Source organism: Brevibacillus humidisoli (assembly GCF_020923435.1).
Taxonomy (GTDB): domain Bacteria; phylum Bacillota; class Bacilli; order Brevibacillales; family Brevibacillaceae; genus Brevibacillus_E; species Brevibacillus_E humidisoli.
In genome coordinates this window covers 3,218,949-3,245,015 of sequence record NZ_CP087263.1, presented here as the reverse complement: position 1 = coordinate 3,245,015, position 26,067 = coordinate 3,218,949, and the positions used below count along the sequence as shown (strand labels likewise).

At 53.1% G+C, this 26,067-nt stretch carries 26 protein-coding genes, 1 pseudogene and 1 other annotated feature; of the genes and pseudogenes, 21 read left to right on the top strand and 6 right to left on the bottom strand.

The genetic code is table 11. The annotated features are described in order from the left end of the window. Positions 1-5: 5 nt before the first annotated feature. From LOK74_RS15945 to nagB, 3 genes are read left to right on the top strand one after another with little or no spacing between them, the layout of a single operon-like run. Complete coding sequence (locus tag LOK74_RS15945) at positions 6-1,616, top strand: response regulator transcription factor (protein ID WP_230043007.1); 1,611 nt, start codon at positions 6-8, stop codon at positions 1,614-1,616. Positions 1,617-1,628: 12 nt separating this feature from the next. Beyond that, positions 1,629-3,239, top strand: coding sequence for a glycoside hydrolase family 3 protein (locus tag LOK74_RS15940; protein WP_230043006.1), 1,611 nt, complete (start codon positions 1,629-1,631; stop codon positions 3,237-3,239). Positions 3,240-3,268: 29 nt separating this feature from the next. Then, a complete protein-coding gene (nagB, locus tag LOK74_RS15935) occupies positions 3,269-4,024 on the top strand; it encodes a glucosamine-6-phosphate deaminase (protein ID WP_230043005.1) in 756 nt (251 codons plus the stop codon). A 7-nt stretch (positions 4,025-4,031) separates the two neighbouring features. Here nagB and LOK74_RS15930 read toward each other — a convergent pair. From LOK74_RS15930 to LOK74_RS15920, 3 genes and pseudogenes are all read right to left on the bottom strand, one after another. After that, a pseudogene (locus LOK74_RS15930) lies at positions 4,032-4,128 on the bottom strand (GNAT family N-acetyltransferase); the annotation flags it as partial. A gap of 142 nt (positions 4,129-4,270) precedes the next feature. Beyond that, complete coding sequence (locus LOK74_RS15925; protein WP_230043004.1) at positions 4,271-4,951, bottom strand: zinc metallopeptidase; 681 nt, start codon at positions 4,949-4,951, stop codon at positions 4,271-4,273. Between the two features lie 36 nt (positions 4,952-4,987). Next, positions 4,988-5,404 carry a MerR family transcriptional regulator gene (locus LOK74_RS15920; protein ID WP_230043003.1) on the bottom strand — a complete coding sequence of 139 codons (417 nt, stop codon included), beginning with the start codon at positions 5,402-5,404 and terminating at the stop codon, positions 4,988-4,990. Positions 5,405-5,603: 199 nt separating this feature from the next. Beyond that, positions 5,604-5,849, top strand: a binding site (T-box leader). Between the two features lie 129 nt (positions 5,850-5,978). Here LOK74_RS15920 and trpS point away from each other — a divergent pair. The 4 genes from trpS (at position 5,979) to LOK74_RS15900 (ending at position 10,480) form a co-directional block, all read left to right on the top strand. Next, positions 5,979-6,971 (top strand): tryptophan--tRNA ligase, encoded by a 993-nt coding sequence (trpS, locus tag LOK74_RS15915; RefSeq protein WP_230043002.1) that lies wholly within the window; start codon positions 5,979-5,981, stop codon positions 6,969-6,971. A gap of 457 nt (positions 6,972-7,428) precedes the next feature. Then, positions 7,429-8,508 (top strand): hypothetical protein, encoded by a 1,080-nt coding sequence (locus LOK74_RS15910; protein WP_230043001.1) that lies wholly within the window; start codon positions 7,429-7,431, stop codon positions 8,506-8,508. A gap of 281 nt (positions 8,509-8,789) precedes the next feature. Continuing rightward, positions 8,790-9,884 (top strand): flavin-containing monooxygenase, encoded by a 1,095-nt coding sequence (locus LOK74_RS15905; RefSeq protein WP_230043000.1) that lies wholly within the window; start codon positions 8,790-8,792, stop codon positions 9,882-9,884. Continuing rightward, positions 9,881-10,480 carry a TetR/AcrR family transcriptional regulator gene (locus LOK74_RS15900; RefSeq protein WP_230042999.1) on the top strand — a complete coding sequence of 200 codons (600 nt, stop codon included), beginning with the start codon at positions 9,881-9,883 and terminating at the stop codon, positions 10,478-10,480. Before LOK74_RS15905 ends, LOK74_RS15900 begins: the two co-directional genes overlap by 4 nt. Before the next feature lie 4 nt (positions 10,481-10,484). On the opposite strand, the gene LOK74_RS15895 is transcribed toward LOK74_RS15900, so the two are convergent. Further along, entirely contained in the window at positions 10,485-10,955 is a 471-nt protein-coding gene (locus LOK74_RS15895; RefSeq protein ID WP_230042998.1) for a low molecular weight protein-tyrosine-phosphatase, read from the bottom strand. Between the two features lie 135 nt (positions 10,956-11,090). On the opposite strand from LOK74_RS15895, the gene LOK74_RS15890 reads away from it, so the two are divergent. From LOK74_RS15890 to LOK74_RS15855, 8 genes are all read left to right on the top strand, one after another. Next, positions 11,091-12,044, top strand: a complete 954-nt coding sequence (locus LOK74_RS15890) for a nucleoside recognition domain-containing protein (RefSeq protein WP_230042997.1) — start codon at positions 11,091-11,093, stop codon at positions 12,042-12,044. A gap of 192 nt (positions 12,045-12,236) precedes the next feature. After that, entirely contained in the window at positions 12,237-13,517 is a 1,281-nt protein-coding gene (locus LOK74_RS15885; RefSeq protein WP_230042996.1) for an exo-beta-N-acetylmuramidase NamZ family protein, read from the top strand. Between the two features lie 68 nt (positions 13,518-13,585). Beyond that, positions 13,586-15,730, top strand: coding sequence for a beta-N-acetylhexosaminidase (nagZ, locus tag LOK74_RS15880; RefSeq protein ID WP_230042995.1), 2,145 nt, complete (start codon positions 13,586-13,588; stop codon positions 15,728-15,730). A gap of 431 nt (positions 15,731-16,161) precedes the next feature. Then, a complete protein-coding gene (locus LOK74_RS15875; protein WP_230042994.1) occupies positions 16,162-16,359 on the top strand; it encodes a hypothetical protein in 198 nt (65 codons plus the stop codon). 232 nt (positions 16,360-16,591) lie between these two features. Then, positions 16,592-17,185 (top strand): QueT transporter family protein, encoded by a 594-nt coding sequence (locus LOK74_RS15870; protein ID WP_230042993.1) that lies wholly within the window; start codon positions 16,592-16,594, stop codon positions 17,183-17,185. Further along, the gene (locus LOK74_RS15865) at positions 17,182-18,024 is read left to right on the top strand and encodes an energy-coupling factor ABC transporter ATP-binding protein (protein WP_230042992.1); all 843 of its coding nucleotides are present in this window, start codon (positions 17,182-17,184) and stop codon (positions 18,022-18,024) included. The genes LOK74_RS15870 and LOK74_RS15865 overlap by 4 nt, the downstream gene beginning before the upstream one ends. Beyond that, the gene (locus LOK74_RS15860) at positions 18,021-18,854 is read left to right on the top strand and encodes an energy-coupling factor ABC transporter ATP-binding protein (RefSeq protein ID WP_230042991.1); all 834 of its coding nucleotides are present in this window, start codon (positions 18,021-18,023) and stop codon (positions 18,852-18,854) included. Before LOK74_RS15865 ends, LOK74_RS15860 begins: the two co-directional genes overlap by 4 nt. A 222-nt stretch (positions 18,855-19,076) precedes the next feature. Next, a complete protein-coding gene (locus tag LOK74_RS15855) occupies positions 19,077-19,682 on the top strand; it encodes an energy-coupling factor transporter transmembrane component T (RefSeq protein WP_230042990.1) in 606 nt (201 codons plus the stop codon). 571 nt (positions 19,683-20,253) lie between these two features. On the opposite strand, the gene LOK74_RS15850 is transcribed toward LOK74_RS15855, so the two are convergent. Continuing rightward, positions 20,254-20,439 carry a hypothetical protein gene (locus tag LOK74_RS15850; protein WP_230042989.1) on the bottom strand — a complete coding sequence of 62 codons (186 nt, stop codon included), beginning with the start codon at positions 20,437-20,439 and terminating at the stop codon, positions 20,254-20,256. A 190-nt stretch (positions 20,440-20,629) separates the two neighbouring features. On the opposite strand from LOK74_RS15850, the gene LOK74_RS15845 reads away from it, so the two are divergent. Continuing rightward, positions 20,630-21,331 (top strand): DUF421 domain-containing protein, encoded by a 702-nt coding sequence (locus LOK74_RS15845; RefSeq protein ID WP_230042988.1) that lies wholly within the window; start codon positions 20,630-20,632, stop codon positions 21,329-21,331. Between the two features lie 56 nt (positions 21,332-21,387). Here LOK74_RS15845 and LOK74_RS15840 read toward each other — a convergent pair whose 3' ends face one another. Continuing rightward, positions 21,388-22,290, bottom strand: a complete 903-nt coding sequence (locus LOK74_RS15840; RefSeq protein WP_230042987.1) for a diacylglycerol/lipid kinase family protein — start codon at positions 22,288-22,290, stop codon at positions 21,388-21,390. Positions 22,291-22,598: 308 nt separating this feature from the next. Between LOK74_RS15840 and LOK74_RS15835 the strand changes: the two genes are divergently transcribed. From LOK74_RS15835 to LOK74_RS15815, 5 genes are all read left to right on the top strand, one after another. Next, a complete protein-coding gene (locus tag LOK74_RS15835) occupies positions 22,599-23,219 on the top strand; it encodes a TetR/AcrR family transcriptional regulator (protein WP_230042986.1) in 621 nt (206 codons plus the stop codon). Continuing rightward, the gene (locus tag LOK74_RS15830; RefSeq protein ID WP_230042985.1) at positions 23,212-24,066 is read left to right on the top strand and encodes an ABC transporter ATP-binding protein; all 855 of its coding nucleotides are present in this window, start codon (positions 23,212-23,214) and stop codon (positions 24,064-24,066) included. The genes LOK74_RS15835 and LOK74_RS15830 overlap by 8 nt, the downstream gene beginning before the upstream one ends. Next, positions 24,063-24,767, top strand: coding sequence for a fluoroquinolone export ABC transporter permease subunit (locus tag LOK74_RS15825; RefSeq protein WP_230042984.1), 705 nt, complete (start codon positions 24,063-24,065; stop codon positions 24,765-24,767). The genes LOK74_RS15830 and LOK74_RS15825 overlap by 4 nt, the downstream gene beginning before the upstream one ends. Beyond that, positions 24,767-25,489 carry an ABC transporter permease gene (locus LOK74_RS15820; RefSeq protein WP_230042983.1) on the top strand — a complete coding sequence of 241 codons (723 nt, stop codon included), beginning with the start codon at positions 24,767-24,769 and terminating at the stop codon, positions 25,487-25,489. The genes LOK74_RS15825 and LOK74_RS15820 overlap by 1 nt, the downstream gene beginning before the upstream one ends. 80 nt (positions 25,490-25,569) lie before the next feature. Beyond that, positions 25,570-26,028 carry a site-2 protease family protein gene (locus tag LOK74_RS15815; protein ID WP_230042982.1) on the top strand — a complete coding sequence of 153 codons (459 nt, stop codon included), beginning with the start codon at positions 25,570-25,572 and terminating at the stop codon, positions 26,026-26,028. Positions 26,029-26,067: the final 39 nt, after the last annotated feature.

Below are 26,067 nucleotides of genomic sequence, written 5' to 3'. Positions count from 1 at the left end.
TGGGGATGGACATTAAAGCGATGCTGGTCGATGACGAGGTCAACATTTTAAAAAACTTGCAAGTGGTGGTTCCGTGGGAGGCGCTTGGCGTGGAGATCGTCGGGTTGGCCCGCAATGGCATCGAAGCGATGGAACTGTACAACCGTCACACCCCCGATCTGGTGCTGACCGATATCCGCATGCCGATGATGGACGGGATCGGTCTGGTGGAGCGGATCAGGGAGGGGAAAAAGCCCTGCGAAATCATCATGCTGACCGGGTATAAAGACTTTGAATACACGCGTTCCGCCATCCGAAGCGGCGTCAGGGATTACATCGTCAAACCGATCAACTATCAGGAACTGCACGACGTGATCAGACGGGTGAGCGAGCAGATCCGACTGGAGAAGCAAGAGCGCCAAGAAGAGCGAAAACGGCTGATGGCGGCGAGGGAACTGGCGTACAAAAAGTTTTTGCTTCATTCCCTGATGGGCCTGTCGATGACGCATGGGCAGTATCTGCTGCTCGATCAAGAGATTCACTACGACGAGCCGGTCTATCACCTGCTGGTGGTGGACATGGATGACTACGCCCAGCAGGCTCGCTTCTGGAGTCAGAAAGATCGCGAGTTGTGGAACTTCGCGGTACAAAACGTACTGGAGGACGTGTTGACATCGGGAACTGTCCGGGCGGCGGTCCTGCAGGTGCGGGAAGGCGAATGGTGCATCCTGACCGAACAAAACGGACAGATGGTATCTGCTCTCGATCTGCTGAGGGAGTGGGCGGAGAAAATGCAGCGGCAAGTGGAAGAGGTCCTGCAATTCTCCATAAGCGTTGGCCTGTACAGGGAACGGCTCTCCATCCACCAGCTTGCCCGCCGCTACGAACAGGTGAGAAAGGCGATCCATTTCGATTTGACACGCCAGCACAAGGCGTTCCTGCTAATCCCTGAGGAGGGGGGAGAGCAGGGGGCAGAGAGCGGTGACAACGTGTGGTGGCGGATGCTGGAAGAGTTGATCGACGGACTGCAGCGTAACGACTTGTCGGCGATTCGTCAGGCTCTGGCCCGTGTGCAGCAGGGGATGCAAGGGATCAATGGGTATTCGCTCGTCCGTGTGGAACAGATGCTGCGTTATTTTGTCCTGCATCTGGTCCGGGAGATGAGGAGCATGAAGATCATCACCACTGATCAGGAGGAACAGATCTGGGAGAAGCTGGAGGCGAGCCGCAATCTGAAAGATTTGTTCCATACGATCCGTCATTTGCTGGAGAACGGTGTACAGGAGAGCGTGACCAAGAAGACGAGCGAGACGCTGATGGTCTCGGCGAAAGCGTATATCGATCGCCATCTGACGCGTGATCTAGGCGTGGAAGAGGTAGCAGGTTACCTGGGAATCAGTTGCAGTTACTTTAGCCTGCTGTTTAAACAGAGGTTCAGCGAGACGTTTGTGGAGTACGTGACCAGACAGCGGATCGAGCGAGCACAGTCGATGCTGGTTATGAGCAGCAAAAACATCTCAGAGATCAGCAGAGCGGTAGGCTACCCCGATCGCCGTTACTTCAGCAAAGTATTCCAGAAGTGCGTCGGGATCACCCCTTCCGAATATCGGGAAAAGGCAGCAACCAAATCGATGTAAGGATGTGACGTGATGAGACGTGTGGATGAATTGACGCTCACGGAAAAGATCGGACAAATGGTGATGGCTGGTTTTGACGGGCATCAGCCGACAGACGGGATTCTCCGCCTAATCCGCGAAAACCGGCTGGGAGGCGTCATCTATTTCAGTCGCAACTACGCTTCTCCCCGTCAGCTGCACCAGCTCTCACAGCGTTTGCTGGAGGCAGCGAGAGAGGTCTCGGACATCCCGCTGTTTATCGCCGGCGACCAGGAAGGAGGGATGGTGGCTCGGTTTACGGCCGGCATTACCCTGCCCCCCGGCAACATGGCCATCGGTGCGACCCGCAGTGAAGTGGCGGCCTGCGAATCCGCCCGGATCTGCGGCAAAGAGCTGCGACTCTTAGGGGTGAATATGAACCTGGCTCCCTGCCTCGACATCAACAACAACCCGCGCAATCCGGTGATCGGAGTGCGCTCCTATGGTGAAAGTCCTGACCTGGTAGCCGCTCTGGGAGCTGCCGCGATTCGAGGTTTTCAGGAGGAAGGCGTGGTGAGCACGGTCAAGCACTTCCCGGGACACGGGGATACGGTGGTAGACTCCCACCTCGGGCTGCCGGTGATTGAACACGACCAAGAGCGAATCCATGCGGTGGAGCTGGTGCCGTTTCGGCGGGCGGTGATGCAGGGGGTGGACGCGGTGATGACCGCTCGCGTGGTCTTTCCCGCTTTGGATGGGTCAGGTCTCCCTTCAACACTCTCCCCTGCGGTGATCGATGGTCTGCTGCGCGGCGAGATGCTCTACGATGGCCTGGTGCTTACGGACTGTCTGGAGATGGATGCGATCGCCCAATACTACGGTGTGGAGCGGGCAGCGGTCATGGCGGTGGAGGCCGGGGTGGACATCTTGTTGGTCAGTCACCGCCTTGACCGGCAGCTAAGCGTGCTCCGTACCCTGGAAGAGGCCGTGCAAAACGGCCGCATCTCGGAGGAGCGGATCAATCGATCGGTAGAACGGATCCTGCGTGTCAAACAGCGCAGGTTGGAGAGATGCAGCATGCTGCCTTTCGAGGAAGTGGAACCAAGGCTGATGCTGCCTACAAATCAGCGGTTTGTCGAGTCGATCAGTCAGTCCAGCATCACGTTGGTAAAAGACGAACGGAACCATCTGCCGCTCGACCGGCAGAAGTACACCTGTGTGATCTGGCCGAGAGTAAGCGTCGCCTCGGCAGTGGACGAAATCTACGAGCAGCAGGAGACATTGGGATTTTGTTTGGCGGCAGACTGCAACAACTTGTACGAGCGGGTAGTGGATACCGATCCGACGGACGAGGCGATTGTGCAGATCGTAGAAGAGTGCGACCGCTGTGAGCAAGTGGTGGCTGCGACGTACAATACGGCCCTGTTTCCGCAGCAGGCCAAGATGATTCGCGCTTTGCACGAGCGGTACAGAGATAAGCTGATTGTCGTCGCAGTGCGCAATCCGTTTGATTTGCTTGATTTTCCCGACGTCTCTACCTATCTAGCTTGTTATGAGAGCCGACCGCAGGCGATGCGGGCGGCAGCGGACGTACTGACTGGCAAGAGAACAGCGAGTGGGCGACTGCCGGTTACCCTGTCGGAAGCCCATCCTTTTGTATTGTAGCGATTGGTTTGACGAGTGAGGAGATGGAGATGAAGTTACAGATTGTCGACTGCTACCAGACATTGAGCCGGCAGGCGGCCGCCATCGTGGCCGGACTGATCAGGCGCAAACGGCAGGCTGTGCTGGGGTTGGCCACCGGCGGTACACCGATGGGGCTCTATCAGGAGTTGATCAGGCTGCATCGGGAAGAACAGCTGGACTTTGTCGATGTGACGACGTTTAATCTGGATGAATACGTCGGTCTGACCCCGGATGATCCCAACAGCTATCGTTCGTTCATGCAACAGCATCTGTTTTCCCAGATTAACATCAGGGCGGAGCGAACCTACATCCCGTGCGGTGACGCAAGTGATCTGTCGCTCGTCTGCCGCCGGTACGAGGAACTGATTCGCCAGGCTGGCGGGATTGATCTGCAAATCCTGGGGATTGGGGCCAACGGGCATATCGGATTTAATGAACCGGGCGCCGATCCCGGTGAAGGCACCAGAGTGGTACGATTGGCGGCACACACACGCCAGGCGAATGCCCGTTTTTTTGCTCGGCCAACAGAGGTGCCGCATCAGGCGGTCACGATGGGCATTCGCACGATTATGCAGAACAGCAGGAAGATCCTGCTGCTGGCGTCCGGCGAGGCAAAGGCAGAGGCACTGTATCGGATGGTTTGCGGAAAGGTGGAGAACGGCCTGCCCGCCTCGTATCTCCAACTCCATCCAAATGTGACGGTGCTCGCTGATCGGGCGGCAGCCAAGCTGCTCGCAGATGTGGGCCAGCCGCTGGGCTGCTGATGGAAAACGGATAGCCAACAATCTTTTAACTCACCTTCGTGCATCTCGTGTTTAGGCAGCAGCTTCATCTTTTTGAAGCCGCAGCGCTCATAACAGCGAATTGCTCACGTCCAATTACATAACAAGAAAAATGGCGTGTCAAAACTGTTGTCAGTTTGCACGCCATTCACATGTTTTTGAGATGTTTTCTACCTTGGAACAAAACCCATTATCCTGCTGGCCGATTGCCCCTCTTTTCCGATGGGGTTATTCTTCACTGCGGAAAATCATGATGAACTTGAGCAGTTCCAACAGCGAGACCAGTGCGGCGGCCACGTACGTCAAAGCGGCGGCATTCAGCACCTTGCTCACGCCCGCTTGTTCAGCTGCGCCGTTGATAAAGCCCATTTCCGTCATGAGGCGTTTGGCCCTGCTGCTGGCATTAAACTCAACCGGCAGGGTAATCAATTGAAAAGTGACCGCCACGCTGAAGAAGATGATCCCCAGCAGGGTCAGTCCGCTCAATCCCATGAAAATACCGGCCAATAACAGCAGCGGCGCTACTCCGGAAGTCAGGTTGACCACCGGAAAGATGTAGTGGCGGGCCACCAGCATCGGATAGGCCGCTTTATGTTGGATGGCATGCCCCACTTCGTGACAGGCGACCGAAATCGCGGAGATGGAGTTCTCAAAGTAGACGCGATCGGACAAGCGGACGACTTTAGACAGCGGATCGTAGTGATCGGTCAACATGCCCGGCACGTGCTCCACCGGGATGTGGGACAGGCCATTGGCATCGAGCATCCGGCGCGCGGCTTCCGCTCCTGTCATGCCGGAGGAAGCTGCGGTATCGGCAAAGCGGGCAAACGTCCCTTTTACCCGAAACTGCGCCCACAACGACAGACCAAATGCGATAAAAATGAGAAAGTCCATCGGATGAAACAACATCACACACCACTCCTATTCTCTCGTGTTTGTGTTCGGTTATAGTCCTAGGATCATCGCCAGTGTATGGTAGAGCGAAAAGCAGGGAACGGAGAGCTGGTTGGCCAAGATACGACGCTGACTGCTGTCCAGCCGACCGAGCAGCTCCTTTACTTCCAGCAAGTTGTTTTCAAGGTGGCAGATTTGGTGGTGCAACTCGTGGATTTTCTCCGGAACATGGGAAGGATCCAGTCGTTCCAGCAGTGCCAACCGATCCCGAATCTCCTCGAGGGTTAGCTTTTCTCTTTTTAACTGTTGAATCAGCTTGAGCCTTTCGACGCTCCGGTCAGTGTAGTAGCGATAGTTGGACTCCGAGCGTTCTGGTTGCAGCAGCCCAAGCTGCGTGTAATAATCAATTGTTCGTTTTGAAACGCCCATCTCTCGGGCCAACTCTCCAATGCGATACTGTCGTCCCACGCTATCTGCCTCCTTATCCTTATTATACTCGGCAGAAAACCGTACAGTCAAACGTTGTGGTGTGCTGATAGGCAGATGGAACGGTTACGGTCCAGGCTGGGATGTGACTGGGATGGGACGGGACGGCCTCTCGTCTCACTTGACAGAGAGAAAACGGTAGGTATACTGTTATAAAAATGACAGGAAGCGATAACGATAGTTTTCGGCAATGAGGAAGAAGAGTAGACATGACAGGAAGCTGCAGAGAGCCGGTGGGTAGGTGAGAACCGGTGCGGAATGCATGTTGAATGGACTTCCGAGCTCCAGACCGAACCCGTCAGGAAGTAGGCTTTGGCGTCCCGTCCAGACGTTACCACGGACACCGTGTAGAAGGTTTGCACGGCAGAGTGATTTTGGCTTTGTGCCAAAGTAATCAGGGTGGTACCGCGGTCCATTCGTCCCTGCATCGACAGGGATGGATGGGCTTTTTTGCTTTGCAGTCGACCGGTTTCCGGCCGAATTGCCGTACGCGTTAGCGTGTGCCGGGAACCACTGACTGTAGTCAAAGGGGTAGCAAAACACAGGAGGGAAAAGGATGAAAACCATTTTTTCGGGCATTCAACCGAGCGGCATCATCACACTGGGCAATTATCTAGGTGCCCTCAAACAGTTCGTGGAACTGCAGCAGGATTACCGCTGCTATTTCTGTATCGTCAACCAGCACGCGATCACGGTGCCGCAGGAACCGGCGCAGTTGCGGCAAAACATACGCAGGCTGGCCGCACTCTACCTGGCCGCGGGTCTCGATCCGCAGCAGGTGACGCTGTTTGTCCAGTCTGAGGTGCCTGCACACGCCAAGCTGGGTTGGATCATGATGTGCACCGCTTATGTAGGTGAACTGGAACGAATGACGCAATACAAGGACAAATCACAGGGGCGAGGTGAAGCAATCCCCGGCGGCCTGCTGGTCTACCCGCCATTGATGACCGCCGATATCTTGCTGTATGATACCGATTTTGTACCGGTTGGCGATGATCAAAAGCAGCACCTGGAATTGACCAGGGACCTGGCTGAACGCTTCAACCGACGGTATGGTCCGCTGTTTCAGGTGCCGGAGATTCGTATACCCAGATCAGGAGCGCGGATCATGTCGCTGCAGGAGCCGACCAAAAAAATGAGCAAATCTGATCCCAATCCGGGCGGGTATATCGGGCTGCTGGACGAACCGGATACTATTGTCAAAAAGATCAAGCGGGCACAGACTGATTCGGACAACATCATCCGCTATGACCGGGAGCAAAAGCCGGGCATCTCCAATCTGCTCAGCATCTATTCGTCTCTCAGTGGAAAAGCGCTGGAGCAGATTGAACAGGAGTACAGCGGAAAAGGGTACGGCAGCTTGAAATCGGATCTGGCCGAGCTGGTGGTACAGGCTCTGGCGCCACTGCAGCAGCGATACCACGAGTTGATAGATTCGCAGGAATTGGACCAGATCCTCGATCAGGGTGCAGCCAGGGCTAACGAGGCGGCCAATCGCAAGCTGCTTGAGGTGGAGCAAGTGATGGGATTATCCAGGAAATCGTTTTAGCTCGTCCGTTGGCTGCACGGGCAATGTCCAATACAAGCAATGTCCAATCGTTGATTCGGGCAGCGGCGGTTTCGTCTCCAAGACATTTTTTTCTCCGATTTGTTTGTAACCTTACGACGCGATAAACGTAGAAAAGGATGGGATCGCTCCCATCACTGACGGCACTCGGCACTGTCGTGGTGATCATCTTTTCACGATGACGGTGAAGCAGACAAAGGCAATGGCGACTGGGTATCAACCTGCACTTTCCGGATCGAGTGGTCATCCCTGAATACGATGGGAAGGAATGTTACTTGACGGTGTGCCATACTTGAGATATAGTTCTTTTGTCTCATCCGATTGAATGAAAAAATAGAAATATTTTCCCGTTTTTGGAGGAGCGATCATTTTTCGATTCCATTTGTCGAATCCGACGTTATAATGGGAAAGTGTGACAAAATCTGGGGGAGGAACAACCATGCTGTCCAAAAAAAGAGTATTGCTCATCATGCTCTCCATTCTTACTATGCTAGCGGTTTTTGTAACCGGGTGTGGAGAAAAGAAGAGCGCGAAACAAGTATTGCAGGATGCGTACAACAACCAACTGACGCTAAACTCCTACAGTTTTGAAGGAGCGTTGAAGTTCCGGGCCAACCTCGAAGGAGAAGAGTTCGAGAACAGTCCGGAAGCGGCTCAGATCAAGATGGTGCTGGACGCTCTGGAAAAGTCGGAGTTGACGTTTAAAGGTACCACCCAAGTAGATCCGATGCAAACAGAACTGCAGTTGGATGCCAAGATTGCACTGCAGGGAATGTCGATGAACTTCAATGTCCCGATCATCATGAACAAAGAAAAAATGTGGATCAAGATCCCGGCAATCGACATGGTTCCCGAATTGGCACAACTCCAAGGCAAATACCTGGAGATTGATTACAAAGAGCTGAGCGAACTGTCTCAACAACCGTTTAATCCGGCTGAAGACTTGAAAGCTCAGCAAGAACTGTCGAAAAAGATTTCCGACATTTTCTACAAGCATGTAGGCGATGACTATTTCGTCGAAGTGAGCAAAGAGGAAGCCAAACTGCCGGAAGGAATCGAAGCGGAGCACGTAGTGAAGCTGCAGGTGAACAATGACAACTTCATTCCGTTTGTGAAGCTGATCGCCAATAATGTGTTGCCGGAAGCATTGGATGCAATCGCTCAATCCGAACATATTGCCGAGGCTCAAAAGGCAGAACTGGAGCAAGCCAAAGCAGAACTAAAGAGCGGTATGGAAGAGTTTGAGAAAGAAAGCGAAAAGGTAAAAGAGATGGTCAAAATCGACAAACTGGACATTTTGACTGCAATCGACAAAAATAACCAAGTTCCTTATTCGCTGATTGACTTCGACGTCACTGTCGATGACAAAGAGAGCAATGTGAAGGTCTCCTTTGGCATGACGCTTGATGTGAAACAGTCCAACTTCAATCAGGAACCGAAGTGGGAATTGGGCATTCCGGAAGGCGATGACGTTCTGCCTTTCACGGAACTGCAAAATATGATGATGATGGCCCCCTAATAGGAGACAATAGGGAAGATCCACCTATGAGAAGAGCGGTAGACACAGATGCGTGTCTGCCGCTCTTTTTACATGGGTTGGGTTCGGCGAAGAAGGTTTGGCAACAATTGGTTGACAACGTGGATTCGATTGGTCTAATATTCTTATAACTAGATAACTAACTGATCAGTTAGTTATCTTCGGCAAGAGATATACCCTCGACATCATGTGCGGAAGTTTGATCGGATATGGTTTCACCCGGTCAAACGTCACAGCAGCTGAGGAGACGGGAGGAAGCAAGCATGAACCGTGTAGTAGATGTATTGGTGATTGGAGCCGGACAAGCGGGATTGGCTGTCGGATACTATTTGCGACAACGAGGACTCTCTTGTCTCCTGCTTGATGCTGCAGAGAGGCTTGGCGATTCCTGGCGCAAGCGCTACGATTCCCTGGTTTTGTTTACGCCCCGAGCCTATAGTTCTTTACCCGGTTTCCCCTTTCCCGGAGAGCCGGATGGTCTGCCGGGCAAAGATGAAGTAGCTGACTACCTGGAAGCCTATGCTGATCGCTTCCAGCTGCCCGTGCAAATGGGCACGGCCGTACAGAGGGTAGAGCGAGTCGGCGAGCGGTTTCGCGTCATTACAGATAACGGAAACGTTGAAGCACGGTGTGTGGTTGTTGCGACGGGAGCTTTCCAACAGCCGAAGATCCCAGCCGATGTGAGAAGCAGTCAGGATCAGGTTCGCCACCTTCACTCAGCTCATTATCGGTCCGCTCAGGATTTGCAGCCAGGTTCGGTGCTGGTGGCAGGCGGCGGCAATACCGGCGTACAGTTGGCGATTGAATTGTCGCATGATCGGCCGGTGTATCTGGCCCAGGGAGAACGCCGCACGTTTTTACCGCTGTTTCTTTTCAACAAAAATATTTTCTGGTGGTTTGAGAAACTAGGCTTGCTGGACGCGCATATCGAATCGTGGCTTGGCAAGTGGCTGAGTAGGAAAAACGACCCTGTTTTTGGCTGGAAAGCACAGTTGAAACAACAGGTTCGACTGGGACGACTCACATTGAAGCCAAAAGTGAGCCTGCTGGAGGGTCAGTCGGTTCGCTTTGCTGACGGAAGTACGGCTGAGGTGCAAAATGTCGTCTGGTGCACCGGCTATAAGAGCGATTATCACTGGATTGAGATTCCGGGAGTGGTAGATGGGCAAGGGCAAGTGATGCACCGCAGAGGGGTGAGCCAGGTACCGGGGCTGTACTTCATCGGGCTGCCCTGGCAGTATCGCAGGGGATCGGCATTGATTGGCGGTGTCGGGCGTGATGCTGCTTATCTGACAGAGCGGATTGCCCACGAGATTAACAGCATGCAAGATGAGCGTCAGAGAGGAGCGGAAAGATGAAAGGAAAGTTCGGAACGAAGGGAGAAGCGAGCCGGGCCAGGCTGCTTGCTGCAGCCGCCGGTCAATTCGCGGAGTATGGGTTCCATGGCACCAGGGTGAGCCAGATCGTTGCTGCTGCCGGACTCACCCAGGCTGCCTTTTACCTCTACTTTCCGAGCAAACAGGCCGTATTTGAAGAGCTGATCGAGAGCTTTGGCCGGGAACTGAAAGAGTTGGCCGATGCCGGTCGGCAGATCGCACAACTGCAACCGGCTGACGTTCCGCAAGTGGTACGCGACAGTTTGCAGCGATTGTTCGTTTTTTTCGCCGACAACCCGGATGTAACCCGGGTCGCGCTCTTCGTCGCTCCTGAGGCGGAAGCGTTCAAGCGGCAGATCGTGACGTTAGTAATGGAAAACATGCGAAACAATCAGGCGGCAGGACGGATTCGCCAGGAACTGGCCGTCGAGGTGGCCGCAGAGTGTTTGCTCGGTATGGTAGAACGACTTACCCAGCGCTTTCTGTTCACCCGGGAGAAACCCCCAGCAGAGCTGGCCGACAAGATGGCTGATCTGTTTTTGCACGGGATATTGCAGCAATCGGGATCAGCCGGGTGAGGCGCTACCCCTGCAGAGTGTGCTCTTCGCGAATCCTTTGCAAGAGACTGCTGCAGCCGGCCTCGACCAGTTGATAGACGTACTCAAACCGGCCGGTGTAGTAGGGGTCTTCCACGTTTTGCTCGTTGCTCTCAGGTGCGAAATCGAGCAGGCGGAAAACCTTCTTCCCTTGCGGAGCGATTCGCCTCAGCTCCGAGAGATTTTCTTCATCCATGCAGACGATATAGTCGAATTGCTCGAAGTCTGCGGGGACAATCTGTCGAGCCGTAAGCCAATCATGCCGGATGCCCTTGGCAGACAGCACCTGACGCGTCCCCCTGTGCGGCTTGGCTCCGGCGTGCCAGCCGCCCAGCCCGGCAGAATCAGTACGGATATGCTCTGACAAACCTGCTTCTTCAACGAGGTGTTGAAATACCGCTTCGGCCATCGGAGAACGACAGATATTGCCCAGACAAACGAATAAAACACGTATCATGTGCAATCCTTCCTTTGCGAAGAGAGTAGCATGGGGCGATGTCAGCAGACACAGTTTTATTTTATACCTAGTCAGTCAGGTTCGAAAACAGGTATAATGCTTGAGAAAACAGCTTTCGAAAGAAGGAATTGGCTTATGATTACTGCGGAATCGTGGAAAAAAGGGCTTGGTTCCGGTATGGAAACCACCTGGCGGCTGGGCAAAGTCATCTTTCCGATTACGCTGATCATCACGATCCTGCAGCATACTCCGGTGATTGATTGGATTGTGAAACTGTTTGCACCTGTGATGAGTCTGTTTGGATTGTCGGGCGATGCGGCCTTGATCCTCGTGCTGGGCAACGTGCTCAACTTGTACGCAGCGATTGGTGCGATGCTGACGATGACGATGTCGGTCAAGGAGGTTTTCATTCTCTCTGTTATGCTCAGCTTCAGCCACAACCTGTTTGTGGAATCAGCGGTGGCGAGCAGGATCGGCGTCAAGACCTGGATTATCGTTTCGGTCCGGCTCGGTCTCGCTTTTCTGTCGGGGATCTTGATCAATCTGCTCTGGCGAGGTGGAGCGGAGACGGCAGTCTATGGCATCGTTCCAGAGAAACAAGCGGAATTGAATGGATGGCTTGAGATTGGTTGGCATGGTTTGCAGACAGCGCTGATCGGGATTATCCAACTGGCGGTGATTGTAATCCCGCTGATGATCGGCATCCAACTGCTGAAGGATGTCAAGGCACTTCCTTATCTGGCAAAAGGACTTGCGCCTTTTACCCGCACACTTGGGGTTTCCGAAAAAACGGGGGTTACCCTGATGGCCGGTCTAATCTTCGGGATCGCGTACGGAGCGGGTGCGATGATCCAGGCAGCGAAGGAAGACAACTTGTCCAAAAAAGATCTCTATCTCACGTCCCTTTTTCTGGTGGCTTGCCACGCCGTCATAGAAGATACACTCTTGTTCGTCCCGCTCGGGGTAAATGGATTTTTGCTGCTGGGCCTGCGATTTGTCGGTGCCGTCGTGCTGACTGTGATCACGGCAAAAATCTGGACACACATGGAAAACAAAGGACACCGCCTGCAGCAGGGGGGAGCGGTGTAACGGAGCCCCGTCTCTATTTTTGATAGAGGCGGGGTCTTCTGTTTTTCATTTTTAAAGCATATAGGGAAAAAGAATCTAGAAAAATAGGAAAGAACAACTATGGAAACAAAAGGGAAATAAGGTACGATAGAAAGAGAGGTGTAAGCGTTTTCCAATGGTTCTGATATTGCCTATCGCAAGGAGGGATTCTCTGTGAAAAGATGGTGCAGTCTGGCGTTGGCAGGAGTGTTGGCTTTGGTGTGTACGATTGGACCGACTGGCACGGATTCCGCTGTCTCAGCCGAACGGGAGGGACCTAAGCAGAACCACGGGCGGGATCACGGGGTGAAGAACGGCATCGATGTCTTGTTGGAAAACCCCGAGCTGCTGGAAGGCAAAAAAGTGGGCTTGATCACCAACCCGACCGGCATTACGCAGGAGTTGACGCATGATGTGGATGCCTTGCTTCAGCATGGGGTTCAGTTGGTTGAGGTATACGGACCGGAACACGGTGTTCGTGGGACGGAGCAGGCAGGGGATATCCCGGGCACCTTTGAGGATCCCAAAACGGGATTGCCGTTTTATAATTTGTATGGCAAAAAACCGGAAGAGATTGCTGTTTTGTTTGAGGATGTTGATGTCCTTTTGTTTGATATTCAGGACGTAGGGTCTCGTTTCTATACCTATATCTCGACGATGGCACATGCGATGGAAGCGGCTGCCCTGCAGGAGAAACCGTTTCTTGTGCTGGACCGTCCCAATCCGATTGGCGGCCAGATCGTGGAGGGACCGGTACTGGAGCCGGAGTACCAGTCGTTTGTCGGGATATTCCCGATCCCGATTCGTCACGGAATGACGGTGGGGGAACTGGCGCAACTGTTTAATGATCGTTTCCTGGAGGAAGAGATTGGCAGGAAGGCGAAGCTGCAGGTGATTCAGATGGAAGGATGGCGGCGCAGCATGTGGTTTGACGACACGGGTCTGCCTTGGGTGCTCCCCTCTCCCAACATGCCGACACTGGAGACCGCGATGGTTTACCCAGGGAACGGCCTGTTTGAGGGTACCAACCTTTCCGAAGGGCGCGGCACGACTCGTCCCTTTGAACTGATCGGCGCTCCTTACATCGAGGGCTGGCGATTGGCTGAGCGGCTGAACAGCCTCAATCTGCCGGGTGTTTCCTTTCGGGAAGCTTATTTTTCTCCCACATTCTCCAAGTATAAAGGGGAAAACGTCGGAGGTGTTCAGGTGTACGTAACCGATCGTGAGGCCTATCAACCTGTCCGCACTGCCCTCATGATGATCCGTGAGGTAAAAAGCTTGTATCCCGACCAGTTGGCCTGGCGCAGCGACAACTGGATTGACAAGCTGATGGGGACAAACAGCGTGCGGCAGGCGCTTGACGCAGGGACGTCCGTAGACGACATCGTCGCTGACTGGCAGACCGAGTTGGAGGAATTTAAAGCACTGCGAGAATCGTATCTGCTGTATCATTAGAGGGAGAAAGAAAGACAGAAGACACGCGTATCGAATACGCTGATCAGCACCAGGAAGGGGAATGAGCAATGAAAGGTCGAAGCAAGAGGATTCTGATCGGATTGCTTTTATGTCTGCTGCTGGCGGCGCAAGCGGTTGCTGCCGGGAGTCAGGGGAACGGCGGGGAACGTGCGGCGACAGATCATGTCGGAGCAGCATCGACTGAAGGCAGTGCAGCCGATCTGATCATCTATCAAAATGTGCCGGAAGTAGAGGCAGCAGCATCGGGTCAGACACTCCGGTTATCCGCCCTGCATGTATACGAGGACGGCCATTTTGCGAAGGTTACGGAGGGCCTGACGTGGGAATCTTCCAATATAACAGTCGCCTCCGTTGAGAACGGTGTGGTGACAGCTGCCGGCAAACCAGGTCGGACGTTTGTCACAGTTACAGATGGCCATTACACTGACCGTATCGCGCTCGATGTCAGGATGGACCCACAGCCTAAGCAGAAAGGCAAGCCGGAGTCCGTGATCACCATTGTAAAGGAAGAGGGGGAACGGTATCAGATCATCGACCGGGCGGTACAGAACATGACGCTGGAAGAGAAGATCGGGCAGATGCTGATGCCGGACTTCCGCAAGTACAATGGGCAGGATGTTATCAAGATGCTGCCGGAGATAGAGCAGCAGATCAAGAAGTATCATATCGGCGGAGTGATCCTGTTCCGTGAAAACGTGGTTACCACTGAGCAGACGCTTCGTCTCGTGGATGCTTATCGGCAAGCTGCCGAAAAGTACGGGCTGCTGATCAGCATCGACCAGGAAGGCGGCATCGTTACCAGACTGCAGAGCGGTACCGACTTGCCTGGCAACATGGCATTGGGAGCGGCCCGCTCGACAGAGTTGGCCGAAAAGACGGGTGATGTGATCGGGCGTGAACTGGCTTCGCTTGGATTTAACATGGACCTTGCGCCGGTACTGGACGTAAACAACAATCCTGACAATCCGGTCATCGGTGTCCGTTCATTCGCTGAAGACCCGCAACTGGTCGCTGACCTCGGCATTGCTTATACCAGAGGATTGCAGCAGAATGGCATTGCTGCCACGGCCAAACATTTCCCGGGACATGGTGATACGTCCGTCGATTCCCATCTGGGATTGCCAGAAGTACCGCACGATAAGGAACGTCTGGTAGACGTCGAGCTGTATCCGTTCCAACAGGCGATTGATGCAGGGATTGATGCGATTATGACGGCCCATGTGACGTTTCCTAAGATCGACAACACCAAAGTAGTCTCTCGGAAAGACGGTACAGAGATCGCCCTGCCGGCTACGCTGTCTGAGAAAGTGCTGACCGGTTTAATCCGTGACGAATTGCAGTTTGACGGGGTTGTGATCACCGATGCGATGAACATGCAGGCGATCACGGATCATTTCGGCCCTGTTGATGCGGCGGTGCGAGCCGTAAAGGCAGGCGTCGATATCGTCTTGATGCCGGTCGGGTTGCAAGAAGTGAGCGAGGGGCTGCAGGAGGCGGTAGCGTCAGGTGAGATCCCGCAGCAGCGGATCGATACTGCGGTGAAACGAATCTTGACGTTGAAAGTAAAACGGGGAATCATGAAAGAAGAAACTCCTGTTGATGTCGAGCAACGTCTGCAGGAGGCACTGCAGATCGTTGGTGCCCCTGAACATAAAGCGGTGGAAGCAGAGGCTGCGGCAGCCTCTATCACGCTGGTGAAAAACGAGCAGGTTCTGCCGCTTGGCCTGGATGACAACCAAGAGATCGCTGTTGTCGGAACCAGTTATCTGGATAGTTTGGTGGGAGCAGTCAAATCGCATCACGCCAATACGGTACCGGTTCAACTGGAAAAAGGCGGGCTGACAGCGGCTCAATGGGAGCTGCTGGACAGAGCGGATGTGATTATCATCGGCTCCTACACCTACAATGTCAGCGGACGTTCTGCCGATAACGAAACGATGAAAGCCTTCAACCAGATCATCTCCAAGTACGATAAACCGGTGGTGGCTGTAGGTATCCGCAATCCATACGACGTGATGGCCTACCCGGATGTGGATGCCTACCTGGCCCAGTACGGATTCCGTGCGGCCAGCTTTGCAGCCACTGCCAATGTGCTGTTTGGCGAACAATCGCCTGCCGGAAAACTGCCGGTGACGATTCCGGATTCGCACGGCGGCGTCTTGTACCGTTATGGGCACGGTTTGGGATATTGAATCGTTGCTGTCTGAGCGGTAGCCTAACCAATGGCAGTTTATCTGCACTTCTCTAGGGAGTGTCGGCCTACAGATAATGGGGAGCGGCGTGTGGGGAGAGCAGCTCTTTTCCTCCAGTCGCTCCGTTGCCAACCTGCGGGGAAGTGGGACTGTCCGCTGCGCCAGTGCATAGCGGGCGGTCGCAAAAGTGGTCATCGCTACGAAGTACCTCAGAGTTGTGCCCGAAAGCCCCTGCTTCGGAACGCTAACACCTTCCATTCTGGAAGGTGTTTTTTTTCACCGATAAGAAAGCATGAGTTGGAGAAAGGAATCATACAATCCTCCCCAAAAAAGGGTTGCAAGGCTAGAAGGACAACATTTCCGACGCACGGAAGGAAATGTTGCTAAACAAACGTTACGAGGCGAAAGAGAAAAACAGGTGAGCGAAAGCCTTGTCAGTGCCTACAGAGTCGGAGCGGAAACAAAGCGGTACACGCTTGGCGGCCAACCGCTCCTCTGAGATGCATTCGCCCCTTGAGGGCTTTTGGCCGCCGTACCGATTTGTTGGAGCGGAGACGGTCATCCCGGCTTCCCCGCAGGCACTGGCACGAGCAGAGCGAACCTGTTTTTCTCTTTCGCCCCCACTATAGCTCGTCCAAAGCAAAGAACCGTCAGCGCGACGTTTCCACTAACGGTTTTTCCAACTTCCGAAAAGGATCATTTTTTGAAGTCTAACCGTTATCCCGGCCATGATTTTCGCCTACAATCTCTCCCATTGCCAGCAAACATAGAGAGGAGTAAGATAGACGATAGGTTTTCTTCTTGCTTATGATTCTTTCGTTTGGACGTCATGTGACGCAAAAAGATTTGGGAGGTTTCTTTATGACTACGTCTCTCTTTGGCCGCAAGTGGACCACAGTCGACTTTGTCCTCATCGTGGTGACGGCTGCACTGTACGCCGTCGCGCTTATCACGCTTGCGCAGATCAAGATTATTCCCCAGGTCCCGATCCGACCGGCGAATGCACTGCAGCCGGTTTTTGGCATCTTGTTCGGAATTCCCGGTTGTCTCGGCTTAGGTTTCGGCAATCTGGTAAGTGACCTGCTGCAGGGGAGTGCCGCACCTCATATATTGATTACTGGTTTTGTTTCCAATTTTCTCGGCGGGTTCATCGGGTTTTTGGCGGTCAGCCACCCAGGCCTGAAAACAGTACGCAGCTACATACAGTACTATCTGTTCGTGGTGCTGTTCGCATCTGCTGTTGTTGCCTGCGCTATTTTGGTAAACGTAGGTCTCGGGTTTACACCGATGGAGGTAGCCTCCATGTTTATCCCGGTGGTCTTCCTCAATCAGGCGATTGCTACTGGGATACTGGGGCCGATCTTGCTCAAGCTGCTTTATCCGTTTGTGAGGCGGACCGGGCTGTACCGTGGGCGAGCAGTCAGCACACCATACGGTAGAGGGTATGGATCGTGAACGATCAGCCTCTTCTTGCGTTGAAACAAGTTGAATGGCGCTACGAAGGCGGCCAGAAACCAGCCTTGAACAACATCAACCTCTCGCTGAAACCAGGGGAGGTGGTAGGCCTTGTCGGTGCATCGGGGGCCGGCAAGACGACCCTTCTGCTGACCATGGCCGGTTTTATCCCCGACAACTACGCCGGATACTTCGCTGGGACGCGGCGTATCTCGGCCGAGATTGGAATGGTGTTCCAAGACCCGGAAACCCAGTTCATCGGACTTACCGTAGAAGAAGAGATCGCCTTTTCTCTGGAAAACAAGGGGTACAGTGATCAGGCGATCGAGCAGCGCATTGAAGAAGTCTTGCGTCTCGTGCGGCTGGAGGGGTTTGCGAAGCGTTCCCCCTTCGAACTGTCCGGTGGGGAAAAGCAACGGGTTGCGATCGCTTCGGCACTGGCCACGTCACCGCAACTGCTGCTGCTGGACGAGCCTACCTCGGAGCTCGACCCCAGAGGGGCGAGGGAGGTGTTTACACTGCTGAGGCAGTTGAAACAGGAGCATGAGATGGCCATCGTCGTCTCCTCTCACGCCACAGAGGAACTGGCCCAGTTTTGCGATCGGATGCTGCTGGTCTCTGCCGGATCGATGATCTATGATCTCCCGGTTCGCCCCTTTTTTGCTGAAGTAGAGGGTTTGGCCCGACACGGGGTTTTGATACCGGAGATGATCCGGTTGTATCACTGGCTGCGGGAACAAGGCATCTTGCAAGGGGATGAGACCTCGATTCCGCTAAGTGTGGAAGAGATGGTCAGAATGTATCAGGAGATGGGCGCGAGAGCAGGGGTACGGACATGACGAGCATACCATCGGCTATCCACTTCGATTCCGTTTCTTACTCATATGCATCAGAGCAGCCGGTACTGAACAATGTCACTGTAACCATCGGGCAGGGGGAACTGGTTGCGGTCATTGGCGGCAACGGCTCAGGAAAGACGACATTTGCCAAGCTCTGCAACGGCTTGTACAAGCCAACAGTGGGGCGCGTTCTGGTCAACGGTCGAGACACGAGAGAGAGTACGGTTGCCGAATTGGCTGTTGAGGTGGCCTATTGTTATCAAAATCCTGATCATCAAATCTTTCAATCAAGCGTCTGGGAAGAAGTTGCGTTTGGTCCGAAGAATCTGGGACTTGACGAGCGGGATGTGGAAGTCCGAGTGGGCGAGGCGCTTCGCTCTGTCGGACTAGAGCATTTACGTGATGAAGAGCCCTATTTTGCGGGAAAAGGGACGAGGCAAATGATCGCCGTTGCCTCCATCCTGGCGATGCAGCCGCAGTCGATCATACTGGATGAACCGACGACCGGGCTGGATTACCGAGGAGTCTCTGATATGATGGCACTGATCAAACAATTGCATCAACAGGGGCATACCATCTTGGTGATCACGCATGATATGCAACTGGTGGCCGAATACGCAGAACGGGTGCTGGTCATGCATCAAGGACAGATTCTGTGTGACGACAAACCGGAGTTTGTTTTTGCGCAGCCTGAGCTGCTGTCTCAGGCCCAAGTGGAGCCCCCTGCCGCCTGTCGCTTTGGCTTGGCAGCAGGAATTGTCGATCCGCTGCCGCTTACCTTGTCTCGTTTGCAGGCGAGATTGGCAAAGGAGAGGAAAGAAGCGAACTGATGAACCAATTGTTGAGATCGGAACCGCTTACGGTACAAGGCCGAGGTTTCCACCCTAGTTTCATGCTGCTCGGGTGTGCTTTGTTGGGAATGGTACCGTTTATTTTCCAAGACCCGCGCATACTGTTGATTGACTTGCTGCTGAATCTGTTCATCGTGTCCAGATGGGGATGGACCCGTACCATTGGCAAGACATATCTGCTGCTGGGGGGGAGTCGGAGGCTTGTTTACCACTCTAACCTGGCTGCCGTTTGTTTCGGCTGGAGAGGCCTACTGGGCGGGAGAAATCCCGCTGATCGGGTATCCGATACAGGTGACCGATGTGGGTGTGTTGTGGGCATTCGGCATGGGGCTGCGCATAGCCAACGTCGCCCTGCTGTCCATGTTTTATCTCTTTAAAACAACACCACGCCAGATCGCGATTGGTCTGAAAGGCATTGGGGTGCCATTTTCGTTCGGTTTCTTGCTTTCTTTGATCTTTCGTTTTATTCCATTGGTTAAAAACGATCTGCTCACCATTCGTGAGGCACAGATGGTGCGCGGACTGCGGATCAACGAGGGCACCCTGTTTGAGAAAGTGCGTAAATACGGGTATTTGTTGCTGCCACTGATCTTCACCCCCCTGAAGCGAGTGCAGTTGATGGCCAACGCATTGGACGCAAAAGGATTTGCGATACGGAATCGGGCCCATCGTTTTTACCGCATGCCCGCCTGGAAGCGGAGCGAGATCGCCATCCTGGTCATTGGATTTTGTCTGGTAGCTGTATTGATCTACCTGGCACGGATTCACCCTGAGCAAGTGGGAGTAGTTCTGCCCTACCGGATTTGACCTGATTGGGCCGCTTTTAGGTGGTTTGGTTCCTGTTGGAAAAAAGAGGATATATATTAGAAAGAAGAGCCACTATGCCTTGGACATAGTGGCTCTTTGATTGGGATCTTATCCCTTACACCTCGTGGCAATTAGCGGCGGCGGCGGCAGCGTACCAATACACTTTGACCAGCTCTGAGCGTGATCCGAACCGGGCGACGACGGCGGCACGACATAAACAACACCTCCTCTGCCACTGGATACTATATCCTATGAGGAGGTTAGAGAATTGGTATGGACAAGTGCTATGGGACATTCCCATCATTTTCATAGAAAATGATAAAACAGCCACCATGTGAGCAATACCATGGCGGCTGTTTGCATATGATCGATGTTCTCTCTATCTTCCGGTAATTACCAGCTACGACGGCGACGGCAGCGAACTAGTACACTTTGACCACGTCTGAGCGTGATCCGAATCGGGCGACGGCGGCGGCTCATGAAATCACCTCCCTCCACAAGAAGCTTGCTCTATTCTATGTGGCGTAGACGAGAATGATAGGGATAAGTGATTTCCGTCATCTTGCTCAATTTACGATTTACCGATTAGTCCTTTCACTCCGCTGTAGATCAGCCCTGCAGAGAATACTACCATGGAGATGAGGCCGACTACATCAATCAATGATTCAAGACTAGATAGAAAGGTTCCGGCAAGCGGTGCTTCTGTCAACGCATAACCACCAATCAGTCCGGCCAAAAAGGCAATGATCTGGTTCATGTTAGCGCCTCCTTTCATCCGTTTGCTACATCATATGGAGGAACTCTGACAAAGCACCGGACAAGCGCATACGGCGGTCGCTGATTTTTATGGATCCCCTTGTTGCACGGAACCTTTTTCTACTGATCTGATAAAAGATGTCGTTGTAGGAGATGGTAAGAAAAAACATATTGGATAAGGGAGGAAACAGATGAAGGACGTTCATGCCCTGGAGATGATAGGCCGTGCGACGGTAACCTTCCTGGTGCTGCTGCTGCTGACTCGCCTGTTGGGGAAGAAGCAGGTTGGGCAACTAACCTTTTTTAACTATGTTGCCGGGATTACCATTGGATCGATTGCTGCAGAAATAGCAGCCAGACGGGAAGCTCCTGTAGTGGGTGGTTTAATCAGTCTGATCTGGTGGGTCGTCTTAACATTTGTGATCGGGTTTATCGGGATGAAGTCGGGGAAAGCGCGGCTCATCCTGGATGGCCAGCCGACCATTGTGATCAAAAAGGGGAAAATTCTCGAACGGGCATTGGCCGGATCCCGTCTGAACATGGATGATTTAAGCATGATGCTACGGGTGAACGGTGTGTTTTCCATAAAGGACGTTGAATACGCGATCCTGGAGCCAAACGGCAAAATCAGCATATTGAAGAAGACGGAAAAACAAACAGCGACGAAGCAGGACGTACAGGTACCCACGCCACCTCTGCTCTATTTGCCTACAGAGATTATCGTCGATGGAAAGTTGATCAAACAAAACCTGGACGAACTTAATCTCAGCCAGGCGTGGTTGGGCGAGGAACTGAAAAAGGCAGGGGTGACCTATCTGGAAGAAGTGTTTTACGCTGAGCTTCAATCAGATGGCAGCCTGCATGTTGATAAGCGGGACGACCTGCTATCCTGATGGTCATGTCCCGTCCCCCTGTTTGGTTTGAGTTTTTCTACACGGCGTGGAGGACGTTACTTGCAGACCCGCAGCCAGTCTGATCGTACCTTCACCTCTATCACCGGGAATTCTCCTAGTAGATCTCCGTCTGCATGCACTAACTGAGGTGCATCAGGACGGATTGTGATCGCGCGACCGCTGAAAAAGCGAACGGCCGGGTGGGACAGGTGTCTCCCTTTATACACCATCAACAGAATCGGCAAAAGTTTCAGGCGGTTTCGACCCGTCACTACCATCACATTGGCCAACCCATCATCCGGTACCGCTTGCGGACAGATCATCATCGAACCGGCGTAGTATGGAATATTGGTCACAGCCACCACCCAGCTATCCCTGCATTGCTCCTCTCTGCCATCCACCGTAATCGACAGAAGACTTGGCTTGTAGCGGGCCAGAACACGCAGAGTGGAAAGGGCGTAGATCAGTTTGCCCAAGCCCAGGCGGTTGAGCCATCGCTTGCTGCGTGACTGGTTGGTCAGACGGACTACTTCCCCATCAAATCCGACACCAATGGAGTTGACAGCAATGTGTTGGCCTAAAAGAAGCAAGTCAACCGGCCTGAACGCTGGTGCGGACAAGATCAGACGAAGGGCGTCTATGTGGTCCAGCGGGATGCCATGGCCGCGCGCAAAGTCGTTGCCTGTGCCGGCAGGGATGTGACCCAATACGCAGCTCCGCCCGGCTTGTGCCAGACCGTTGACCACCTCGCCTACCGTGCCGTCGCCTCCTACGGCAATCACGATCTCGCACTGTGGATCATCAGCCAATGATGTGGTCAAACGGGTCGCATCGCCTGCAGCAGAGGTGAACCGTACGGTATACGACGTTTTATGCTCCTCCAGGATGCTCTCTACCTTCTGCCACACGGCCCGTCCCTGTCCATTGCCAGAGACGGGGTTTACGACGAATCCGATCATCGCACATTCTCCGTTCCCAGTAGGTTCATACGCCGCTGTCTGTCCATCATGAACCGCACGACGTTGTTTGTTCTCCTGTTGTGATTACTTTCAATGTACCTCAAGAGCCGCTCTGGAACAAGCGAGAGGAAGTGGTCCAGTGGAAATTCTCAAGCAGATGGACTGGGTTTACAGCCAACCGTCGCATCACTTTATTATGATGTTGACGAAGAGTGGAAGGACAGGGTAAGCTATATATGAATATAAAATAAATTTATTCATATGTTCATAATTCGACCAAATGACATTCGCACGGAAGGATGATACTGATGGCCAGAGGCTTCAACGAACGAGAGAAGGAGATCATTCGCACCAAGCTCATCCAGCAAGGACGTGAGTTTTTTGGCTCCCGCGGCGTGAAAAAAACCAGTGTCGCCGACCTGACGCAGGCGGTTGGGATCGCTCAGGGATCGTTCTACCTTTTCTTTTCCTCCAAAGAGGAATTGTTCTTTGAAATCATGGAACGGGAAGAACAGAAGATGAAAGAGCAGCTGCTGCAAGAAGTTCTGGTGGAGCCAACGATTAGCAAATCCTTTTTTAAAAGGTTTCTGCTGACCGCGATGCAGATGGTGCACAACAACCCGATCATCCGTCAGATCTATTTGGAAGACCAATACGAGGCGATTTTGAGGAAACTGCCTCTGGAGCGGATGGAGGCACACATTCAAAACGATACGGATGTGCTGAGACCGTTGATCGAGGCCTGGCAGCAGCGCGGCATGATGATAAGACAAGATAGCGCGGTGATTGGCGGGGTGATTCGCTCTTTTTTTACTCTTGCCCTGCACAAACGGGAGATTGGCGAGGAGGTTTATGAACAAACCTTGGATTTGTTGGCTGAACTGATCGCCAACGGTCTGGTTATCGAGAGGAGGGAACAGCATGATTGAGGTGGCGGATCTGCAGTATGCCTATCCGGGCGAGCGAGAGGATACGATCAAAGGGATTGATTTTTCCATCGCCCCTGGTGAGATTTTTGGTTTTCTTGGCCCGTCAGGCGCAGGCAAAAGCACAACGCAAAAAGTTCTGATTGGCATGTTAAAAGAGTATCGAGGACACGTCTCTGTGCTGAAACGGGAGCTGCGCTCGGCGGGGCCGGACTACTATGAGAGGATCGGAGTTGCCTTTGAGTTTCCCAACTTTTACAGCAAGTTCACTGCTCTGGAAAATCTGCAATTCTTTCGTTCCTTATACACTGGGAAGACAGTGGACCCTCGCCGTTTGCTGGCCCGAGTCGGGTTGGAGCGGGACGCAGAGATCAAAGTAGCCTCCTACTCCAAGGGAATGAAGATGCGGCTCAACTTCTGCCGAGCTTTTCTGAATAATCCCGAGATCATCTTCCTCGATGAGCCGACTTCTGGGTTGGACCCGGTCAACGCAAGAATCGTCAAGGATTTTATCCTGGAGCAAAAAGCGGCAGGCAAGACGATCGTAATTACGACCCACAACATGAACGCCGCGGATGAATTGTGTGACCGCGTCGCTTTTATCGTCGATGGACAGGTGAGCCTGATCGACTCGCCAAGCTCCTTGAAAGTAAAGTACGGCAGGAAAGTAGTCCGGGTGGAGTACAGGCGGGACAGGCAGCTGCAGACGGCTGATTTTGCGCTTGACCGTTTGGCCGAAAATGCACAATTTCTCCACCTATTGAGCGAAACAGAGATTGTGACGATGCACACGCAGGAAGCGACGCTGGAGGATATTTTTATTGACGTGACAGGGAGAAGGTTGTCATGAGGGTGATCGCAGCTGTTCGTCACGATGTCCGCTTTCAGTTCCGACATGGGTTCTATTACGCCTATGCGGTGATCAGCGTGATCTACATCCTGCTGCTGCATCGTCTGTCTGGAGAGGCAAAACCGTTGACTGCCTCCTTTTTGCTGTTTTCTGATCCAGGGATGCTAGGGTTTTTTTTCATCGGCGGGATTGTGTTGTTGGAGAGGGGGCAGCAGATTCTTGATCCTTTGTTTGTGACACCGTTTCGCATCTCTGAATACGTAACCGCCAAGTTGGCCTCGCTTATCCTGTTGGCGCTGGCCTCGACCGGGGTGATCGTCTTTGGTACGTTTGGCACCGACTTCTCTGCGTTGCCATTGCTCATCGGAATCATGCTTACATCCAGTCTGTTCACCCTCATTGGTTTGTCTGTAGCGGTACGGGTCAAGTCGATTAATCAGTATCTGTTCACCTCGCCGGTATATATGACGATTCTTTGCCTGCCACTATTGGAACATGTCGGACTCATGGAAACTCCCTGGTTTTGGCTGTTCCCGACGCAGGGGGCGCTCATCCTGATCCACGGTGCTTTTGTCCCGCTCACTGTACAGGAATGGCTGTATAGTGTGCTGGTACTGCTGGTGTGGAACACAGCGGCTGTCGTGTGGGCGGGTCGCTCCTTATATCGTCATATCGTTTTGCAGAAAGGGGGGAGGGGATAGTGAGACAGATCGCAACGTTGGCACTTGGTGATCTGAAACAGATCAGCAGGGACGCGCTGATGATCCTGGTAACGGTGGCTCCCGTTCTGCTTTCTCTCGTTATTGGTTATGCCGTGCCTTGGATAGATGGCACATGGCTTGTCGGTTTGCCGTTTGCACTAGGTGATTATGATCTGCTCTCGCTCAGCTTTCTCCTGCTCGTCAGTCCGCTGATGCTGGGTGTGCTGAGCGGGTTTATCATCCTGGACGAGCGAGACGAAGGGATTTTGATGCAGCTAGCGGTCACGCCGCTTTCCCATACCCGTTATCTGTTGTATCGCATGCTGGGCCCCGTGTTGGTCAGTACCGTGCTGTCGTTTTTCGTGATGCCGATTGCCGGTATTAATCCGCTGTCCCTGTTCGAGATGATCCCGATTGTGGCTACGATGGCGCTGGAAGCGCCAATCATTGCACTGGCAATGGTTTCATTCGCTGCCAACAAGGTGGAGGGGATGGCCGTATCCAAAGTCCTCTCTCTCATACTTATTGCGCCGGCAGTCGTCTATTTCGTCCCGTCAGTCTGGCAGTATACGGCCGGTATCCTTCCCTCCTTCTGGGCAGCCAAAGCCTTTTTTGCCAGTGCCCGGGGGAGTGAGGACGTCTGGTTTTGGATTCTATGCAGTTTGTGTTACCATCTGTTTCTCGTCTGGTTTTTGGGACGACGGTTTCGTCCCAGAGGTTAGAAAAAGACTCCGATGCAGTTTTATGGTATCCTGTATCGGAAGACAAAAAAGTTTATTTGCCGAGTAAGGTTGTGTCATAGATGAGCAACATCATGCTTTTTTTGTTTGTGGTAGCACCACTTGGCATATTGGTTCATGAATGCGGCCATCTGCTGATAGCCATCCTGATGCGGGTGAGGGAGTGTAAAATCCATCTGGGAGTGGGCCCTGTTCTGTATAGCGGGAGCAGAGTGACGGTGAGACTAGCTTTTTTCATGGGAGGAACGACCGAGTATTCCGTTTCAGAAGACCCCAGTATGAGAGGAAAAGTAGCCCTTATCTCGCTTGGCGGACCTTTGTCCAACCTGCTGTGTTACTGGCTCATCCAGCAATGGATCACGAGCTATCATATCGAGAGTATCCTGCCGACCTATTTTCTGATGTTTAATCTCTGGTTGGCCGTGATGAACGTCATACCTGTCAAGTTAGGTCAGATCAGGTCTGATGGTTGGCTGTTCTTTCATAATCTTTATGCCTTTTTGAAAAAGAAAGAGAGATAACCGTTCTCGCAGAGTCAAACAGGAATCACGCAGGGGAGT

Excerpts from the sequence above, each read along its gene's own strand:
- LOK74_RS15945 (WP_230043007.1), top strand. The coding sequence starts at position 6 with ATGGACATTAAAGCGATGCTGGTCGATGACGAGGTCAACATTTTAAAA.
- LOK74_RS15940 (WP_230043006.1), top strand. The coding sequence starts at position 1,629 with ATGAGACGTGTGGATGAATTGACGCTCACGGAAAAGATCGGACAAATG.
- nagB (WP_230043005.1), top strand. The coding sequence starts at position 3,269 with ATGAAGTTACAGATTGTCGACTGCTACCAGACATTGAGCCGGCAGGCG.
- LOK74_RS15925 (WP_230043004.1), bottom strand. The coding sequence starts at position 4,951 with ATGTTGTTTCATCCGATGGACTTTCTCATTTTTATCGCATTTGGTCTG.
- trpS (WP_230043002.1), top strand. The coding sequence starts at position 5,979 with ATGAAAACCATTTTTTCGGGCATTCAACCGAGCGGCATCATCACACTG.
- LOK74_RS15910 (WP_230043001.1), top strand. The coding sequence starts at position 7,429 with ATGCTGTCCAAAAAAAGAGTATTGCTCATCATGCTCTCCATTCTTACT.
- LOK74_RS15905 (WP_230043000.1), top strand. The coding sequence starts at position 8,790 with ATGAACCGTGTAGTAGATGTATTGGTGATTGGAGCCGGACAAGCGGGA.
- LOK74_RS15900 (WP_230042999.1), top strand. The coding sequence starts at position 9,881 with ATGAAAGGAAAGTTCGGAACGAAGGGAGAAGCGAGCCGGGCCAGGCTG.
- LOK74_RS15895 (WP_230042998.1), bottom strand. The coding sequence starts at position 10,955 with ATGATACGTGTTTTATTCGTTTGTCTGGGCAATATCTGTCGTTCTCCG.
- LOK74_RS15890 (WP_230042997.1), top strand. The coding sequence starts at position 11,091 with ATGATTACTGCGGAATCGTGGAAAAAAGGGCTTGGTTCCGGTATGGAA.
- nagZ (WP_230042995.1), top strand. The coding sequence starts at position 13,586 with ATGAAAGGTCGAAGCAAGAGGATTCTGATCGGATTGCTTTTATGTCTG.
- LOK74_RS15870 (WP_230042993.1), top strand. The coding sequence starts at position 16,592 with ATGACTACGTCTCTCTTTGGCCGCAAGTGGACCACAGTCGACTTTGTC.
- LOK74_RS15860 (WP_230042991.1), top strand. The coding sequence starts at position 18,021 with ATGACGAGCATACCATCGGCTATCCACTTCGATTCCGTTTCTTACTCA.
- LOK74_RS15850 (WP_230042989.1), bottom strand. The coding sequence starts at position 20,439 with ATGAACCAGATCATTGCCTTTTTGGCCGGACTGATTGGTGGTTATGCG.
- LOK74_RS15845 (WP_230042988.1), top strand. The coding sequence starts at position 20,630 with ATGAAGGACGTTCATGCCCTGGAGATGATAGGCCGTGCGACGGTAACC.
- LOK74_RS15840 (WP_230042987.1), bottom strand. The coding sequence starts at position 22,290 with ATGATCGGATTCGTCGTAAACCCCGTCTCTGGCAATGGACAGGGACGG.
- LOK74_RS15835 (WP_230042986.1), top strand. The coding sequence starts at position 22,599 with ATGGCCAGAGGCTTCAACGAACGAGAGAAGGAGATCATTCGCACCAAG.
- LOK74_RS15830 (WP_230042985.1), top strand. The coding sequence starts at position 23,212 with ATGATTGAGGTGGCGGATCTGCAGTATGCCTATCCGGGCGAGCGAGAG.
- LOK74_RS15825 (WP_230042984.1), top strand. The coding sequence starts at position 24,063 with ATGAGGGTGATCGCAGCTGTTCGTCACGATGTCCGCTTTCAGTTCCGA.
- LOK74_RS15815 (WP_230042982.1), top strand. The coding sequence starts at position 25,570 with ATGAGCAACATCATGCTTTTTTTGTTTGTGGTAGCACCACTTGGCATA.